The 15,731-nt window shown below is 61.0% G+C and carries 13 protein-coding genes; 5 read left to right on the top strand and 8 right to left on the bottom strand.

Translation table 11 applies throughout. The features are described from left to right. Nucleotides 1-331 precede the first annotated feature (331 nt). The gene (locus tag RT582_RS08840; RefSeq protein ID WP_046618993.1) at nucleotides 332-652 is read right to left on the bottom strand and encodes a DUF5629 family protein; all 321 of its coding nucleotides are present in this window, start codon (nucleotides 650-652) and stop codon (nucleotides 332-334) included. A 56-nt stretch (nucleotides 653-708) separates the two neighbouring features. Further along, nucleotides 709-4,401, bottom strand: coding sequence for a methionine synthase (gene metH / locus RT582_RS08835; protein ID WP_313477178.1), 3,693 nt, complete (start codon nucleotides 4,399-4,401; stop codon nucleotides 709-711). Nucleotides 4,402-4,564: 163 nt separating this feature from the next. Here metH and RT582_RS08830 point away from each other — a divergent pair, with 163 nt between their 5' ends. The 4 genes from RT582_RS08830 (at nucleotide 4,565) to RT582_RS08815 (ending at nucleotide 9,642) form a co-directional block, all read left to right on the top strand. Further along, nucleotides 4,565-6,844 carry a fatty acid cis/trans isomerase gene (locus tag RT582_RS08830; protein WP_313477177.1) on the top strand — a complete coding sequence of 760 codons (2,280 nt, stop codon included), beginning with the start codon at nucleotides 4,565-4,567 and terminating at the stop codon, nucleotides 6,842-6,844. A gap of 119 nt (nucleotides 6,845-6,963) precedes the next feature. Further along, nucleotides 6,964-7,548 carry a Fe-S biogenesis protein NfuA gene (nfuA, locus tag RT582_RS08825; RefSeq protein WP_003300421.1) on the top strand — a complete coding sequence of 195 codons (585 nt, stop codon included), beginning with the start codon at nucleotides 6,964-6,966 and terminating at the stop codon, nucleotides 7,546-7,548. A 151-nt stretch (nucleotides 7,549-7,699) separates the two neighbouring features. Then, nucleotides 7,700-8,683: a response regulator gene (locus RT582_RS08820; protein ID WP_313477176.1), complete on the top strand. Its 984-nt coding sequence runs from the start codon at nucleotides 7,700-7,702 to the stop codon at nucleotides 8,681-8,683. A gap of 2 nt (nucleotides 8,684-8,685) precedes the next feature. Next, a complete protein-coding gene (locus RT582_RS08815) occupies nucleotides 8,686-9,642 on the top strand; it encodes a sensor domain-containing diguanylate cyclase (protein ID WP_023445314.1) in 957 nt (318 codons plus the stop codon). Between the two features lie 4 nt (nucleotides 9,643-9,646). On the opposite strand, the gene RT582_RS08810 is transcribed toward RT582_RS08815, so the two are convergent. The 6 genes from RT582_RS08810 to RT582_RS08785 form a co-directional block, all read right to left on the bottom strand. Continuing rightward, nucleotides 9,647-10,747 (bottom strand): DNA topoisomerase IB, encoded by a 1,101-nt coding sequence (locus tag RT582_RS08810; protein WP_090520381.1) that lies wholly within the window; start codon nucleotides 10,745-10,747, stop codon nucleotides 9,647-9,649. A 60-nt stretch (nucleotides 10,748-10,807) separates the two neighbouring features. Continuing rightward, on the bottom strand, nucleotides 10,808-10,972 hold the full coding sequence (locus tag RT582_RS08805) for a hypothetical protein (protein WP_003300414.1): 165 nt from the start codon (nucleotides 10,970-10,972) through the stop codon (nucleotides 10,808-10,810). A 102-nt stretch (nucleotides 10,973-11,074) separates the two neighbouring features. Further along, nucleotides 11,075-11,767 (bottom strand): DUF421 domain-containing protein, encoded by a 693-nt coding sequence (locus tag RT582_RS08800; RefSeq protein ID WP_090520379.1) that lies wholly within the window; start codon nucleotides 11,765-11,767, stop codon nucleotides 11,075-11,077. Between the two features lie 74 nt (nucleotides 11,768-11,841). Next, complete coding sequence (locus RT582_RS08795; protein WP_313477175.1) at nucleotides 11,842-12,123, bottom strand: hypothetical protein; 282 nt, start codon at nucleotides 12,121-12,123, stop codon at nucleotides 11,842-11,844. 140 nt (nucleotides 12,124-12,263) lie between these two features. After that, nucleotides 12,264-12,533, bottom strand: coding sequence for a hypothetical protein (locus tag RT582_RS08790; protein WP_003300411.1), 270 nt, complete (start codon nucleotides 12,531-12,533; stop codon nucleotides 12,264-12,266). A 403-nt stretch (nucleotides 12,534-12,936) separates the two neighbouring features. Beyond that, nucleotides 12,937-14,571 (bottom strand): methyl-accepting chemotaxis protein, encoded by a 1,635-nt coding sequence (locus tag RT582_RS08785; protein ID WP_125898409.1) that lies wholly within the window; start codon nucleotides 14,569-14,571, stop codon nucleotides 12,937-12,939. A 262-nt stretch (nucleotides 14,572-14,833) separates the two neighbouring features. On the opposite strand from RT582_RS08785, the gene RT582_RS08780 reads away from it, so the two are divergent. Further along, nucleotides 14,834-15,664: an undecaprenyl-diphosphate phosphatase gene (locus RT582_RS08780; protein ID WP_014820156.1), complete on the top strand. Its 831-nt coding sequence runs from the start codon at nucleotides 14,834-14,836 to the stop codon at nucleotides 15,662-15,664. The last annotated feature ends 67 nt before the right edge of the window (nucleotides 15,665-15,731 follow it).

Raw genomic sequence — 15,731 nt, 5'->3', positions numbered from 1 at the left:
TCGGCTGCTCATGGTTGAGGCGAGGGCGCAGCGGGAGGCTGGCCAGGTGTTGAACAAAGCCCCGAGGTAAGGGAATCAATCTGAATGACCCAGGCAATGGCTGGTAGTCGCGGTGGCTTGCGAATATCGGACTGCTTATGAGTGATGCCGGGGCGCAGCACGGCAAGGATCGCAATATTCAATTTCTCCGTGGGCTGGCGATCCTGATGGTGCTCGCTATATCGAACGGCCGTTGATGGAGGGCGCGAAGTCAGTGGCAGCCGCCGAAGAAGGGACGACTGCGAGTTCAATAGCCGTCGCGCCCGCGCAGGGCGAGGCGGCTAGAGGTGCGTTACTCGTCCTCGCCGCCGATTGCATTGAGGCACTGCAGTCGATGCGGGCCTTCCAGTAGCCAGCTTTCGTCATCGGGTTGGCGCTGGGCTTCCATGATCTGGTTGTAGCTGAACTGCCACTGGCGACGCGTGCGGCCATCGAGCAGATCGACGGTCAACAGGATGTCGTCACTGGCGAATGGCTGATTGGCCTCGGCCGCGGCGTCGGCATCATCGAGCAGCGCCTCGTTCAGTGCGAACTGCCAGGCATGCAGGTCGTCGATGATCAGCATGTCGGCGGTTTCGAGTTCGTCGATCAGCAGCGGTGTTTCGGATGACATGGTGCAAGCTCCATTGAGCGGAACGACGGCGAGCGCTCGCGGCGCCCGCCGCGGGATCAGTTGTCGTAACCCAGGTTCGGCATCAGCCAGCGTTCGCTGACGGCGATGTCTTCGCCCTTGCGCTGGCTGTAGCTTCCCACCTGATCCTTGTCGATCTTGCCGACGGCGAAATACTGCGCCTCGGGATGGGCGAAATACCAGCCGCTGACCGCTGCGGTCGGCAGCATGGCGTAGTGCTCGGTGAGGGTGACCTGGCTGATGCCGTCGGCATCCAGCAACTGGAACAGCGTGCCTTTCTCGGTATGGTCCGGGCAGGCCGGATAGCCGGGGGCAGGGCGGATGCCCTTGTACTGTTCGCGGATCAGCTCCTCGTTGCTCAGCTGCTCATCCTGAGCGTAGCCCCAGTACTGCTTGCGCACCTGTTGATGCAGCCACTCGGCGCAGGCTTCGGCGAGGCGGTCGGCGAGCGCCTTGACCATGATCGAGTTGTAGTCGTCGCCTTTGTCCTGATAGGCCTTGGCCAGCTCCTCGGCACCGATGCCCGCGGTGCAGATAAAGCCGCCTACATAGTCGGTGATGCCGCTGTCCTTCGGCGCGACGAAGTCGGCTAGGGAAAGGTTCGGCTTGGCGTCCGGCTTGATGATCTGCTGGCGCAGGTGGTGCAGGGTGGCCAGCTTCTCGCCGTTGTCGCCATACACTTCAAGATCGTCGTCCTGCACCTGATTGGCCGGCCAGAAGCCGAACACCGCACGGGCGCGGATCAGCTTCTCGTCGATCAGCTTGTTCAGCATCGCTTGGGCATCGCTGAACAGCGAGGTAGCCGCTTCGCCGACCACTTCGTCCTCAAGGATGCGCGGGTACTTACCGGCCAGGTCCCAGGCGATGAAGAAGGGCGTCCAGTCGATGTACTCGGCCAGCGTGCGCAGGTCGATGTCCTCCAGCAACTGGCGGCCAGTGAAGCTAGGCTTGACCGGCGTATAGCCGGCCCAGTCGAACTGCGGCTTGTTGGCAACCGCCTGGGCGTAGCTCAGCCGTTCGGTGCGCGCGCTACGGTTGGCCGTGCGCTCGCGGATCATGGCGTACTCTTCGCGAGTTTTTTCGACGAAGGCCGGCTTCAGTTCTTTCGACAGCAGGGTCGTGGCAACGCCCACCGCACGCGAGGCGTCGGTGACGTAGACCACGGCATCGTTGTGGTACTGCGGGTCGATCTTCACCGCGGTATGCGCCTTGGACGTGGTGGCGCCACCGATCATCAGCGGCAGGCTGAAGCCCTGACGCTGCATTTCCTTGGCGACGTGGACCATCTCGTCCAGCGACGGGGTGATCAGGCCGGAGAGGCCGATGATGTCGCACTTCTCGGCGATGGCGGTCTGCAGAATCTTCTCCGCCGGCACCATCACGCCCATGTCGACCACGTCGTAACCGTTACAGCCGAGCACCACGCCGACGATGTTCTTGCCGATGTCGTGCACGTCGCCTTTCACTGTGGCCATGAGGATCTTGCCCTTGGCTTCCGGCTTGTCGCCTTTTTCCGCTTCGATGAAGGGAATCAGATGGGCGACGGCCTGCTTCATCACACGGGCGGATTTGACCACCTGTGGCAGGAACATCTTGCCGGCGCCGAACAGGTCGCCAACCACGTTCATACCGCTCATCAGCGGGCCTTCGATCACCTCGATGGGTCGCTTGCACTGCTGGCGGCATTCCTCGGTGTCTTCGACGATAAAGGCGGTGATGCCCTTGACCAGTGCATGCTCGAGGCGCTTGTCCACCGGTAGGCTGCGCCACTCTTCGGTTTCGGCCTCCTTCACGGAGCCGTCGCCCTTGTATTTGTCAGCAAGCTCCAGCAAGCCTTCGGTGCCGTTGGCGCTGCGGTTGAGTACCACGTCCTCGACCGCGTCGCGCAGCTCCTTGGGAATCTCGTCGTAGATCTCCAGCTGACCAGCGTTGACGATGCCCATGGTCAGGCCCGCCTTGATCGCATGGAACAGGAATACCGAGTGGATCGCTTCGCGCACCGGGTTGTTGCCGCGGAAGGAGAACGACACGTTGGATACGCCGCCGGAGGTCAGCGCGTAGGGCAGGTTGTCGCGAATGAAAGCGCAGGCCTCGATGAAGTCGACTGCGTAGTTGTTGTGTTCCTCGATGCCGGTGGCGATGGCAAAGATGTTCGGGTCGAAGATGATGTCTTCTGGCGGAAAGCCGACGTCGTTGACCAGAATGTCGTAGCTGCGCTGGCAGATCTCGCGCTTGCGTGCGGCGGTATCGGCCTGGCCGGCCTCGTCGAAGGCCATGACCACCACGGCGGCGCCATAGCGCTTGCACAGGTGGGCGTGGTGCTTGAACTGCTCGACGCCTTCCTTCATGGAGATCGAGTTGACGATGCCCTTGCCCTGAATGCACTTCAGACCCGCCTCGATCACTTCCCACTTGGAGGAGTCGATCATGATCGGCACGCGGGAGATGTCCGGTTCGCCGGCGATCAGGTTGAGGAAGGTGACCATGGCCGCCTTCGAGTCCAGCATGCCCTCGTCCATGTTGATGTCGATCACCTGGGCGCCGGCTTCGACCTGCTGCAGGGCGACTTCCAGGGCCTCAGTGTAGTTCTCCTCGCGGATCAGGCGGGCGAACTTGGCGGAGCCGGTGATGTTGGTGCGCTCGCCGACGTTGACGAACAGCGAGCTGCGGTCGATGGTGAACGGCTCCAGGCCGGACAGGCGGCAGGCCTTGGGGATGTCTGGAATGGCGCGCGGCGGGTACTTGCTGACAGCCTCGGCAATCGCCTGGATGTGAGCAGGCGTGGTACCGCAGCAGCCGCCGATGATGTTGAGAAAGCCGGAGGAGGCGAATTCCTCGACCACCGCGGCCATCTCTGCGGGGCTTTCATCGTATTCGCCGAAGGCGTTCGGCAGGCCGGCGTTGGGATGCGCGGAAACGAAGGTTTCGGCCTTGCTGGAGAGCTCTTCCAGGTATGGGCGCAGGTCCTTGGCGCCCAGAGCGCAGTTCAGGCCCACGGAGATCGGCTTGGCGTGGCGCACCGAGTTCCAGAATGCCTCGGTGGTCTGCCCGGACAGGGTGCGGCCGGAGGCATCGGTGATGGTGCCGGAGATCATGATCGGCAGTTCGACACCTTCGTCTTCGAACACCTGCTGCACGGCGAAGATGGCCGCCTTGGCATTGAGCGTGTCGAAGATCGTTTCGATCAGGATCAGATCGGCGCCGCCCTCGATCAGGCCGCGCGTGGCCTCGACGTAGTTCTCCACCAGCAGATCGAAGGTGACGTTGCGATAGCCGGGGTTGTTGACGTCCGGGGAGATCGAGCAGGTGCGGCTGGTCGGGCCGAGTACGCCTGCGACGAAGCGCGGACGGTCCGGCGTTTCGGCGGTCTTGGCGTCGGCCATTTCACGCGCCAGGCGTGCGCCTTCGACGTTCAGCTCATACACCAGCGATTCCATGCCGTAGTCGGCCTGAGAAACCTGGGTAGCGTTGAAGGTGTTGGTTTCGAGGATGTCGGCGCCGGCGTCGAGGTAGGCCTTTTCAATGGCCTGGATGATATCGGGGCGGCTCAGCAGCAAGAGGTCATTGTTGCCTTTGACGTCTTGCGGCCAGTCGGCGAAGCGCGCGCCGCGGTAGTCTTCCTCTTCCAGCTTGTAGCTCTGGATCATGGTTCCCATGCCGCCGTCGAGAATCAGGATGCGCTCTTTGAGCGCTTGCTGAAGGGCCTGAAGACGGGAGCTGCGAGTGGACATGGGGACTACCTGAAAAGCTGGGACAAAAGAGCGCGAATGATAGCAAAGCTGCATGCTTTTTTAGCCTTCGCGCTTTTGCATGAAGATTATTCAGGTTGGCAGGCGTTGGCCGTGACCCGGCAGAGGCGAATAGAATGCGCACTCATCTCAAGGCGTTCGATGCATGTCATTTCGTTTCTGGCTCGCTTGCCTTCTATTCCTCTCGTTCACCGCTGCGCGCGCCGAAGCCCTCTCTTATCAGCGTGACATCCAGCCGATATTCACCGCCAAGTGCGTCGCTTGCCATGCCTGTTATGACTCGCCTTGCCAGCTCAATCTCGGCAGCGGTGAGGGTGTATCCCGCGGCGCGAACAAGCTGCCGGTCTACAACGGCGTACGGGTAAAGGCCCAGGAGCCCACGCGCCTGTTTCTGGACGCCGATCACGACGCCGCGTGGCGGCGCAAGGGCTTCAATTCGGTACTCGATAGCGAGGGCAACCAGGCTGCGCTGATGGCACGAATGCTCGAGCTCGGTCGCAGCCAGCCGCTGACGCCCAATGCCAAGCTGCCGTCGGCGCTGGAGATCGGCATCGGCCGGGAAAACACCTGCCCGCTGCCGGATGAATTCGACCGCTACGCCCGACGCAACATGCATGGCGGCATGCCTTTCGCCGTAACCGGGCTGAGCGATACCGAGTACGCACTCCTGCAGCGTTGGCTGGAGCAGGGAGCGTCAGTCGAGGCGAGTTCGCCGCCCGAGCCTTCGGCAACCGAGTCCGTGCAGATCGACGAATGGGAACGCTTGCTCAACACTCCCGGTGCACGCGGCAATCTGGTTGGCCGCTGGTTGTATGAGCACCTTTTCATCGCGCATCTGTACTTCGAAGGGGAGGGAGGCGGTCGCTTCTATCAGCTGGTGCGTTCGCGCACGCCCAGTGGCGAGCCGGTCGACGCCATTGCGACGCGACGGCCGAACGATGATCCGGGTACCCGGTTCAGCTATCGCCTGCGACCGATTACCGACGTGATCGTGCATAAGACGCACATCACCTATCCACTCAGCGCTGCGAAGCTGGCGCGGGTCCGTTCGCTGTTCTTCAGCGGTGACTCGACGGTGGATGCCATCCCAGGTTACGGCGCAGATCACAGAGCCAATCCGTTCAAGACTTTCCAGGCTATTCCTGCCGAGGCGCGGTACCAGTTCATGCTGGATAACGCCGAGTATTTCGTCCGCACCTTTATCCGCGGGCCGGTGTGCCGCGGGCAGATCGCCACGGACGTGATTCGCGACAACTTCTGGGTGTTCTTCCAGGACCCGCAGCACGATCTGTACATTACCGACCGGCGCTATCGCGAACAGACCACGCCGCTGCTGGCGATGCCCGGGCAGTTCGATGAAATGGGCGACCTGCTTGCGTTCTGGAAGAGCTACCGGGTCAAGCGCAATCAGTACGAACAGCTGCGCATGAATGCCTATGCGGGCAAGCCCGCGCAGTGGAAGCAGATCTGGTCCGGCAATGACAATGCCTTGCTGAGCATCTTCCGCCAGCATGACAGCGCCTCGGTGCGCAAAGGGCTGATCGGCGAGATTCCGCAGACGCTCTGGTGGATGGACTATCCGCTGCTCGAGCGCACCTACTACCAACTCGTGGTCAATTTCGACGTGTTCGGCAACGTCTCCCATCAGGGCCAGACACGGCTTTACTTCGACCTGATTCGCAACGGCGCGGAGCTGAACTTCCTTCGGCTGCTACCGGCCGCCTCACGCCAGGCCATCCTCGATGGCTGGTACGAGCAGGGTGGGCAGCTGAAGCTGCTCTTGGCCTACACCTCCATCGACGATTCCACACCCTCGCTGCTGACGCTGAACAGGGCTGATCCGAAGCGCGCGTTCGCTCGAGAGATGCTGGCAATGTACGCCGGCATCAACGCAGCCCCCGATCCGATCAATCGTTGCCAGGGTACCCAGTGCTACCGCGCAGGGCAGCCAGCGAGCCTGCAAGGGGCCGAGCAGGCGCTCAGTCGTCTGACCAACCGACTCGCCGGAGGCTTGCCGGCGATCCAGTATCTGCCGGAGGCCACGCTGCTGCGTATCGAGTACGACGGCGATCGGCGTGAGATATACAGCCTGCTGCGCAACCGCGCCCACAGCAACGTCGCCTTCATGTACGGCGAGTCGCTGCGCTGGCAGCCAAGGTTGGACACCCTGACGGTGTATCCAGGGGTACTCAGCAGCTATCCGAATTTCCTCTTCAATGTGCCTGCTGCCGAGGTGCCGGCATTTGTCGCAGCCCTGGAGAAGGTCAGGGGGAGTGATCAGCTGGAGCGCCTGGTCGACCGCTGGGGCGTGCGGCGCAGCCATCCGCGTTTCTGGGATTACTTCAACGATTTGACCCGCTATCTCGAAGAAACCGAGCCACTGGAAGCGGGCGTACTGGATATGAATCGCTACGAAAATCTCTGATTCGCCGCGAGCGGCGACTGCGGCCGGAACTCGACCACGTTTAACCCGACTAAAATACTAGGACTTAACCGCGGCAGTGGTTTGGCGTACACTGCGGCGCATGTCTGCGAGGAGTTCCCATGAGCGCGATCACCATTACCGAAGCTGCACACGATTATCTGGCCGACCTGCTCGAGAAGCAGAACACCACCGGCATCGGCATTCGCATCTTCATTACCCAGCCGGGCACCCCGTATGCTGAAACCTGCATCGCCTACTGCAAGCCGGGCGAGGAGAAGCCTGACGACATTGCACTGGCGCTGAAGAGCTTCACGGCCTGGATCGATGGCACCAGCGAACCCTTCCTCGAGGATGCACTGGTCGACTACGCGACTGACCGGATGGGTGGCCAGCTGACCATCAAGGCGCCGAATGCCAAGGTGCCGATGGTCAATGAAGACAGCCCGATGAACGAGCGCATCAACTATTACCTGCAGACCGAGATCAATCCGGGCCTGGCCAGCCATGGCGGGCAGGTCACGCTGATCGATGTGGTCGAGGAAGGCATCGCAGTGCTGCAGTTCGGCGGTGGTTGTCAGGGCTGCGGACAGGCGGACGTCACCCTCAAGGAAGGTATCGAGAAGACCCTGCTGGCTCGGATTCCAGAGCTCAAGGGCGTGCGCGACGTGACCGATCACACCAACCGCGAGAACGCCTATTACTGATGCGAAACAGCCCGTCGGAGTAGCACCGCCGGGCCGCTCGGCAGTTTTTAAGGTGAAATGCCACTATTTTGCCTTCATGGTGCGCACAGCGCGCCTTTCCTGCGATAAGCTCTCGTGCCAAGGTTAATCGGGCAACGAGAGCTCGCACCACATGTCTGCCATTTCCCTGTTGATCTGCGATGACTCCGCGCTGGCGCGCAAGCAGCTTCTGCAAGCGCTGCCTGCCGGTTGGCCGGTCGACGTCAGTCAGGCGGCCACCGGCCTCGAAGCGTTGGAGCAAGTTCGCGAGGGTGGCGTCGACGTCCTCTTGCTCGACCTCACCATGCCCGAGCTGGATGGTTATCAGGTCCTCGCGCAGCTGCGCGAAGAACGGCTGCAGTGCAAGACGATAGTGATATCCGCCGACATTCAGGATGAGGCCGTGCGCCGTGTCCTGGCCCTCGGCGCGCTGGCTTTCATCAAGAAGCCCGCCGATTCGGTGCACCTGCATCAGACGCTGGCGAGCCTTGGCCTGCTGGATGATGTCTCGCCTCTGATCGCTAGGGTCGCCGGGGAAAAGATCGGTTTTCGCGATACCTTTCGTGAGGTGGTCAACATCGCCATGGGGCGGGCTGCGGCACTCCTGGCGCGGGTGCTGGGTGTGTTCATCCAGTTGCCGATTCCCAATGTAAATATTCTCGAAGTCGGCGAGCTGCATATGGCGCTGGCCGATGCCGCGCGCGGCGAGAAGTTGACCGCCGTCTGCCAGGGCTACATCGGCGGCGGTATCGCAGGCGAGGCGCTGCTGCTGTTCCATGACTCCGAAGTGGCCGACATGGCGCGGCTGATGCGGCGGCAGGACTACCTGGAGATGGAGATGCTCCTGGATCTGTCGAGCCTGCTGATCAGCGCATGCCTCAGCGGAATCGCCGAGCAGATCGAAGTGGTTTTTTCCCAGGGGCACCCGCAGGTGCTGGGGCAGCACGCTTCGATCGACGAGCTGATCCGGCTCAATAGCGCCCGATGGAAGAAGACCCTGGCGGTCGAGATCAGCTACAGCCTGGAAGGGCACGATATCCACTTTGACCTGCTGCTGTTGTTCACGGAAGATTCGGTCGAGCTGCTGACCCGCAAGCTTGCCCACCTGATGGATTGAGCATGAGCAATTCTGCCGAGTTGAACGAGCTTCACTGGTTGCTGGCGATCGTCCAGAGCATCGACGTGGGCGTCGTCGTGCTGGACCGCGACTACCGTGTCGAGGTCTGGAACACTTTCATGGAAAACCGTTCCGGTTTGCAGCCGGAGAATGCGCGCAATCGGTCGTTCTTCACGCTGTTTCCCGAAGTCGATGAAGACTGGTTCCGCCGCAAGGTGGAAAGCGTGATGACCCTCGGTACGCCATCTTTCACCATCTGGGAGCAGCGCCCTTATCTGCTGCGCTTCAAGAACTACCAGCCGATCACCGGGCTGGAAGACTTCATGTACCAGAACACCACGCTGCTGCCTCTCAAGGGCGTCAACGGCAGCATCGACCAGGTGTGCCTGATCATCTATGACGTCACCGATGTCGCCGTGAACCGCCGCCAGTTGCAGGCGGCGAATGCCGAGTTGCAGCGCCTGTCCAGCACTGACCGGTTGACCGGGCTCTACAACCGCGGGCACTGGGAAGAGATGCTCCGCCTGGATTACGCTCGTCATCGCCGCTATGACAGCCAGGCGGCTTTGGTCATGTTCGATATCGACCACTTCAAGGCGATCAACGATACCTATGGACATCAGGTAGGCGATACCGTGATTCAGCAGGTCGCGGAGCTGATTCGCGAGAATTTGCGCGATTCGGACGTGGCTGGCCGCTACGGCGGTGAAGAGTTCGTGGTACTGCTACCGGATACCGACAAACAGGGTGCAATGACCTTTGCAGAGCGTTTGCGGCATGCGGTGGAGAGCCGCGAGGTTCAGCACGAGCAGCACCGCATTCGCTTCACCATCAGTCTGGGTGTTGCGGACCTCAGCGTCCCCACCCACAGTCATGCGCAACTGATCGAATGGGCCGATTCGGCGCTCTATGCCTCGAAGGCGGCCGGTCGCAATCGCGTCACCCTGCATCAGCACTAGCGCTTCAGCCCGCCGCTTTGCGGAGAAAAGCCAGCAACGCAACCTCTTCGGCGCTGAGCCACTTGCGTTTGCGCGCGGCGCGCACATCAGCCAGCTCGCCTGCGCTGAAGGCTTGCAGAATCGCCGGGTGGATGTAGCACTGGCGGCAGACCGCAGGGGTGTTGCCCAGCTGGCTGGCGACCTGCTTCACCGTCTCGACCAGATTTTGCTTGGCGACGGCTTCCGTGGATGCGTCCAGCTTGCGTAGCCGTTCCAGTGCCAGCGCGCTTCCGGCCCAGGTGCGATAGTCCTTGGCGGTGAAGTCGCGACCGGTCATTTCGCGAAGATATAGGTTCACGTCGTTGGAGCTGACCGCGCGGCGCTGACCATCTTCATCCAGGTACTGAAACAGCTGCTGGCCCGGCAGCTCCATGCAGCTGCGCATCAGCCTGGCCAACCGACGGTCGCGCAGGGTGACTTCGTGCTCCACGCCGCTCTTGCCTCGAAAGTGGAAGCGGATCGATGTTCCTTTGACATCCACGTGACGCGTACGCAGGGTCGTCAGCCCGTAGGATCGGTTGTCCCTCGCATAGCGCGAGTTGCCGATCCGGATCAGGGTCGACTCCAGCAACATCACCACCAGGGCCATGACCTTCTCACGCGCCATGCCGGGTCTAGCCAGGTGTTTTTCCAGATCGCGGCGCAGTTTCGGCAAGGCTTCACCGAACTCGAGCATTCGTTCGTACTTGTCGCTGTCGCGAATCTCTCGCCAGCGCGTGTGATAGCGGTATTGCTTCCGTCCACGGGCGTCGCGCCCGGTCGCCTGAAGATGCCCTTGAGCATCCGGGCATATCCATACGTCACGATAAGCGGGTGGGATCGCCAGCTTGTTGATGCGACGAATTTCCTCCTCGTCGCGAATGCGCTCGCCGTTCGGCTCGAAGTAGACGAACTTGCCGCGCAGTCGCCTGCGGCGGATGCCCGGCTGGGAATCATCGACGTAATGCAGGTCCGGCGGCAGTGTTGGACACAGTAGCGTACCGGTGTCGCCGGTCTCATCGGCAGGAACAGGGCGAGTGCCCTCGGCCAGGGGCACCGGGTCGTCCATCAGAGTGTCGTTGCGCATGTATGACCGTTCCCGCTATGGCCTCGCCGGGGTAGCTACCGGCGAGGCTTTTGGATGGGCTCAACTGTCCTTTTCGTTGCTGTTGCGCATCAGCAATCGAATGGCTGCGACCAGCTCGTCGATGGCTTCGCGATAGAGCTCGGGTTTGGCTTCGGTTTCAGCCTGATCGGCATGTTTGCGCGCGGTGTCGAGGTGATCGTTGATCGATGAATAGTCGCCAAGCATGGTGTGCTCCTGCTGCAGTGAGTAGAGAAGGCGTATCCAGGAAGCGAATTCCGGCGCCTCTAACAACTGACCGGCCAGCAGGATGGCGGTTCTGACCGTGTATCAGCGCGATCTCTGTGTGGAAAGCGCCTTCGACCAGGTTGGATTGGAACACCGCGGGCATTGTTGGCTTTGCTGGCTCTCCAGCGCCTGGGGAAAACCGCAGCGGCTGCAGGCGTACATGCCGGCCGCCGGAACCTGGCGGAAGACCGGTCGGTATTCCGGCGGGAGGACGGACAATCCAGGGCGTACCGCGTGGTCCTCATGGAAGAACAGGCTGACGTTGCCATCGTTCTCGAGAATGCCGAGCCTGACCTGGCCAAGATGCTCGACCCCTTGCTGGCGCAGCTCCATGAAGAATTCATCGGCAGAAATGTTCAGGCTGTCGAGGCTGCGCAGCTCATAGATGCCATCGCGAATAATGGTGACTGGATGGCCTTCGAGCCAGGCTTCGAATCGCGGGCTGCGATTCATGAAGAACACGGTGAGGCGGTACAGCGCCAGCAGGGTGGCGAACACCGCTGCGACCGGCAGCAACGGCACATCTTCGTAGAATGAAACGTCGCCCGCGGCGGAGCCGAGGGTCAGGATGATCACCAGCTCGAACACCGAAAGCTGGCGAATGCCGCGACGGCCGCTGACCTTGAGAAAGACGAACACGGCGACGAAGGCCAGCAATGCCCGCAACGCCACTTCGGCGACGAACATCAAGGGAAATTCGTGCAGAAGCATGCGCTGCATGTCAAAGGGGGTCATCTTGAATCGTCCTTCCAGGCGCTCGGTGCGATTTCTTCAAGCTCGGCTTTAGCTGACGCCGACGTCCACCACGGTCAGCGCGCGGCTGCTATCTCGAATTCTAGGTTGATTCCGTCACCGCTGCCGTCGCCCACCACCGAGCCGGTTGCGGGCTTGTGACAGACGGCTCGACCGTCATAGAAATCGCTCAGGTGTCGCTGTGCGATTTCGCCTATATGCGTTATCAGGCCCGGCATCTGGGCATCTCGCGGCACGATGAAGTGCAGTATCACGGTATGGGCGCCGGGGTCTTGCGGAAGGTCTGCGAGGCCGCAGCTTTGCCATTGATCGTTGACGTACGCTTCTGCACCTTTCATGAGCTTCTCCTGTTTCACGTGTTGCTGTTAAGACCGTCAAACACGCGAATGGATCAGTAGAGCAGTTGGCGTAGCCGAATTCGGGACATGAAAAAAGGCCTGGGGCACCGCCGCAGGCCTTTGTTCGTTGTAAGCCATGGTTACTCTGGCATGTGCCAGGGCGACAGATGCGCGCCGTCGCGGCTCAGCTGCGCGCGAGTCTGTTCCAGGGTTTCGCCGAGCTTCACGGGATCGGTGAACACGCTGCTGGACATCTTGCAGCGGCCTAGCAGACGGGCCTCGTCGCGGTCGACGACGGTGATGCTGACTTCACCGTTGCCTTCGGGCAGCGTCCAGGCAACGCACTGGAAGGGCTTGAACGCGCGGTCGGTGATCAAAAGGGCTTCATTGATACGCAGCGGGGTGTGCATGGGGCATGTCTCTCTGTGTGATACCCAAAATACCTGCAGCCAAGCTCGTTGGCGTTGGCCTTACATTGCAGTTGATGTACCCAGAGGACTGACGAGTCACATGCGAGTTCGAAAAAATTTGAAGGGCTTTGCAATTAGCCAAAAGTATAACGTTGACGCCTGGCCGAGTCGGCTTAGTACGTTTGAGCTAACTCCCTGTAAATATTGAAAAACTTCGCAACGCCATGCACAGCGTGAGGGAATCGGCACGGGACGCAAAAAAAATCCCGTGCGACAACCTGTCGCGACGGGAAATGTATCGAATCTCTCAGGGCGTGCTCCGCGATGGAGCGTGGGGCGGGGCGCCTGCTTCGTCGAAGTGCCTGCGGCTTGCTCATCTGGCGGGCCGCAGGCAAAGGGTTTATCAGACCTTGAACTGGCTCAGCAGACGATTCAGCTGATCGGCGAGTTCGCCAAGGCGCTTACCAGCTTCACTGGACTGCTCGGCAGCCAGGGTGCTTTCCTGCGCCAGCCCGGCCGCCTGGGTCACGTTCTGGTTGATGTCCTCGACCACGTGGGACTGTTGCAGCGTGGCACTGGCGATGGATGCGTTCAGGCCTGAGAGGTTGCGCAGCGCCTGGGCAATTTCGCCAAGGCTCTCGCCGGCCTGGCTGGCTTGCTCTACGGTGAGCTGGGAGGCGCGGTTGCTTTCCATGATCACGTTTACCGCAGCGCCGGAGTTCTTCTGCAGGCGTTCGATCATGCTATGTATCTCGGCAGTCGATTGCTGCGTACGCTGCGCCAGCAGACGAACTTCGTCGGCCACCACGGCGAAACCGCGGCCCTGTTCACCGGCTCGGGCAGCTTCGATCGCGGCATTGAGCGCGAGCAGGTTGGTCTGCTCGGCGATCGAGCCGATCACTTCCAGTACCGAACCGATCTTGGTGGTTTCATCAGCCAGTGACTGAATCACGTCGACGGCCTGGCCGATGGTCGCGGAAAGCTCGTCGATCTGCTGCAGGCTCGTTTCGATATTGCGCTGACCCTGGCCCGCCTGATTTTCGGCGTTGCCGACTTCGCTGGAGGCATGCTCGGCGTTCTTCGCGACTTCCTGTACGGCGTAGGTGACTTCGTTGACGGCGGTGGCGACCTGCTCCATTTGCAGCATCTGCTGCTGGCTCTGCTCATGGGCCTGACCGGAAAGCTGGCTCAGCGAACGGGAGGATTGATCCAGCGCGCCGGCTGTCTCGAACAGCTGACCGACCACGGTACGCAGTTTCTGGGTGAAGCGGTTGAAGTCACGACCAAGGGTGCTCAGCTCGTCGTTGCCGGATACGTCCAGAGTACGCGTCAGATCGGCTTCGCCACTGGCGATATTCGCCATCGCCGACATGGTGTGGCGCAGGGGACGCACGATGCTGCGGATCAGGATCGCCACCAGCACGGCCATGATTGCCGAGATAAACAGGCCGATCAGGGAGAAACGAGTCAGATAGTTCCAGAATTCCTGTTCGACATCGTCCACGTAGATGCCCGAGCCGATGATCCAGCCCCAGGGCTTGAACAACTGCACGTAGGAGATCTTCGGTACCGGATCTGCTTCGCCTGGCTTGGCCCACATGTAGTCGACCAGGCCAGCACCTTCGCGCTGGGCGATCTTGACCATCTCGTTGAACAGTTCCTTGCCTTCCGGATCCTTGATCTTCGACAGATCCTGGCCGTCCAGCTTCGGCTGCATCGGATGCATGATCATGGTCGGGCCGAGGTCGTTGATCCAGTAATAGTCCTGACCGTCGTAGCGCAGCAGGCGGATCTGCTCCATGGCCGCCTTCTGTGCTTCGCTCGTGGTCATGGCGCCACTGGTCTCCTGTGCCCGGTAGTACTCGAGCACGCCGGATGCAGCCTCGACTATGTTCCGAGTTGCCTCCTGCTTGCCACGATACAAGTCGGAGCGGACCTGCTGAATCATCAGCATGCCGAGGATGAACAGCATGACGACGGCGACCACGGGGATCAGCCAGAGGCGCTTGCTAATGGGAACGTTGCGCAGCAGATTCATGAATAGGGCTCCTGATGGACTTTCTTATCGTTTTGTTCTGGCTGATCGGTGGGGCTGTCGCGCCGCTGTCGACCTTCTGAATGCGGTCGTTTCGCGGCACCCTGTATAGCTTTTCGGCCGCCCGTGGCTAAAAATGAGCCCCGTTTCGTTTGCAGAGGAATTTAGTTCTCTCGAACGAGTCAGAACAGCCGGCCAGATGGCTTTCTGACATATACCTTGGTTGCATTGAGTCGCGATGGGCTGCATCGCTTTAGGGGAATAGATGGATCTTTGGGTTGCGATTCAGGCGTTGATTCTGGGCGTGGTCGAGGGTGTAACCGAGTTTCTGCCGGTATCCAGTACCGGTCACCAGATCATTGTTGCGGACCTGATCGGTTTTGGTGGCGAGCGGGCGCTGGCCTTCAACATCATCATTCAGCTCGGGGCAATTCTCGCGGTGATCTGGGAGTATCGGCGCAAGATCCTGGACGTGGTGATTGGCCTGCCCAAGGAGTCTCAGGCGCAGAAGTTCACCTTGAACCTGCTGATCGCTTTCATGCCTGCAGTTGTCCTCGGTGTCGCTTTTGCCGACCTGATCCACGAATACCTGTTCAACCCCATCACCGTAGCCACCGCGCTGGTGATCGGCGGTGTCGTCATGCTCTGGGCCGAACGGCGTGATCACATCATTCGTGCCGAAACCGTCGACGACATGAACTGGGCACTGGCACTGAAAGTCGGCTTCGCCCAGTGCCTGGCACTGGTGCCCGGCACCTCGCGGTCGGGGTCGACCATCATTGGCGGCCTGCTGTTCGGCCTGTCGCGCAAGGCGGCTACCGAGTTCTCGTTCTTTCTGGCCATGCCGACCATGGTCGGCGCGGCGGTGTACTCCGGCTACAAGTACCGCGAGCTCTTTCAGCCGGGCGATTTCGCCGTGTTCGCGGTCGGATTCGTCACCTCGTTCATCTTCGCGATGCTTGCAGTGCGGGCGCTGCTCAAGTTCATCGGCAATCACAGCTACGCGGCGTTCGCCTGGTACCGGATCGGCTTCGGCCTGCTGATTCTGGCTACCTGGCAGTTCGGGCTGATCGACTGGGCCAGCGCCCAGGGCTGATCCATCGGCGGGATGTCGCGGCCTTCGCCCTACTGATACAGCGCACACGCGCGCCTGGCTTTGCCAT

Origin of the sequence: Stutzerimonas kunmingensis, from assembly GCF_032106285.1 — a bacterium.
Classification (GTDB): domain Bacteria; phylum Pseudomonadota; class Gammaproteobacteria; order Pseudomonadales; family Pseudomonadaceae; genus Stutzerimonas; species Stutzerimonas kunmingensis_B.
Note: the sequence above shows the minus strand (reverse complement) of the source record. Positions and strands in the feature narration are given on the sequence as shown.

What these genes read in the sequence shown, in the direction of transcription:
- RT582_RS08840 (WP_046618993.1), bottom strand. Translation starts at nt 652, where the DNA reads ATGTCATCCGAAACACCGCTGCTGATCGACGAACTCGAAACCGCCGAC.
- metH (WP_313477178.1), bottom strand. Translation starts at nt 4,401, where the DNA reads ATGTCCACTCGCAGCTCCCGTCTTCAGGCCCTTCAGCAAGCGCTCAAA.
- RT582_RS08830 (WP_313477177.1), top strand. Translation starts at nt 4,565, where the DNA reads ATGTCATTTCGTTTCTGGCTCGCTTGCCTTCTATTCCTCTCGTTCACC.
- nfuA (WP_003300421.1), top strand. Translation starts at nt 6,964, where the DNA reads ATGAGCGCGATCACCATTACCGAAGCTGCACACGATTATCTGGCCGAC.
- RT582_RS08820 (WP_313477176.1), top strand. Translation starts at nt 7,700, where the DNA reads ATGTCTGCCATTTCCCTGTTGATCTGCGATGACTCCGCGCTGGCGCGC.
- RT582_RS08815 (WP_023445314.1), top strand. Translation starts at nt 8,686, where the DNA reads ATGAGCAATTCTGCCGAGTTGAACGAGCTTCACTGGTTGCTGGCGATC.
- RT582_RS08810 (WP_090520381.1), bottom strand. Translation starts at nt 10,747, where the DNA reads ATGCGCAACGACACTCTGATGGACGACCCGGTGCCCCTGGCCGAGGGC.
- RT582_RS08805 (WP_003300414.1), bottom strand. Translation starts at nt 10,972, where the DNA reads ATGCTTGGCGACTATTCATCGATCAACGATCACCTCGACACCGCGCGC.
- RT582_RS08800 (WP_090520379.1), bottom strand. Translation starts at nt 11,767, where the DNA reads ATGACCCCCTTTGACATGCAGCGCATGCTTCTGCACGAATTTCCCTTG.
- RT582_RS08795 (WP_313477175.1), bottom strand. Translation starts at nt 12,123, where the DNA reads ATGAAAGGTGCAGAAGCGTACGTCAACGATCAATGGCAAAGCTGCGGC.
- RT582_RS08790 (WP_003300411.1), bottom strand. Translation starts at nt 12,533, where the DNA reads ATGCACACCCCGCTGCGTATCAATGAAGCCCTTTTGATCACCGACCGC.
- RT582_RS08785 (WP_125898409.1), bottom strand. Translation starts at nt 14,571, where the DNA reads ATGAATCTGCTGCGCAACGTTCCCATTAGCAAGCGCCTCTGGCTGATC.
- RT582_RS08780 (WP_014820156.1), top strand. Translation starts at nt 14,834, where the DNA reads ATGGATCTTTGGGTTGCGATTCAGGCGTTGATTCTGGGCGTGGTCGAG.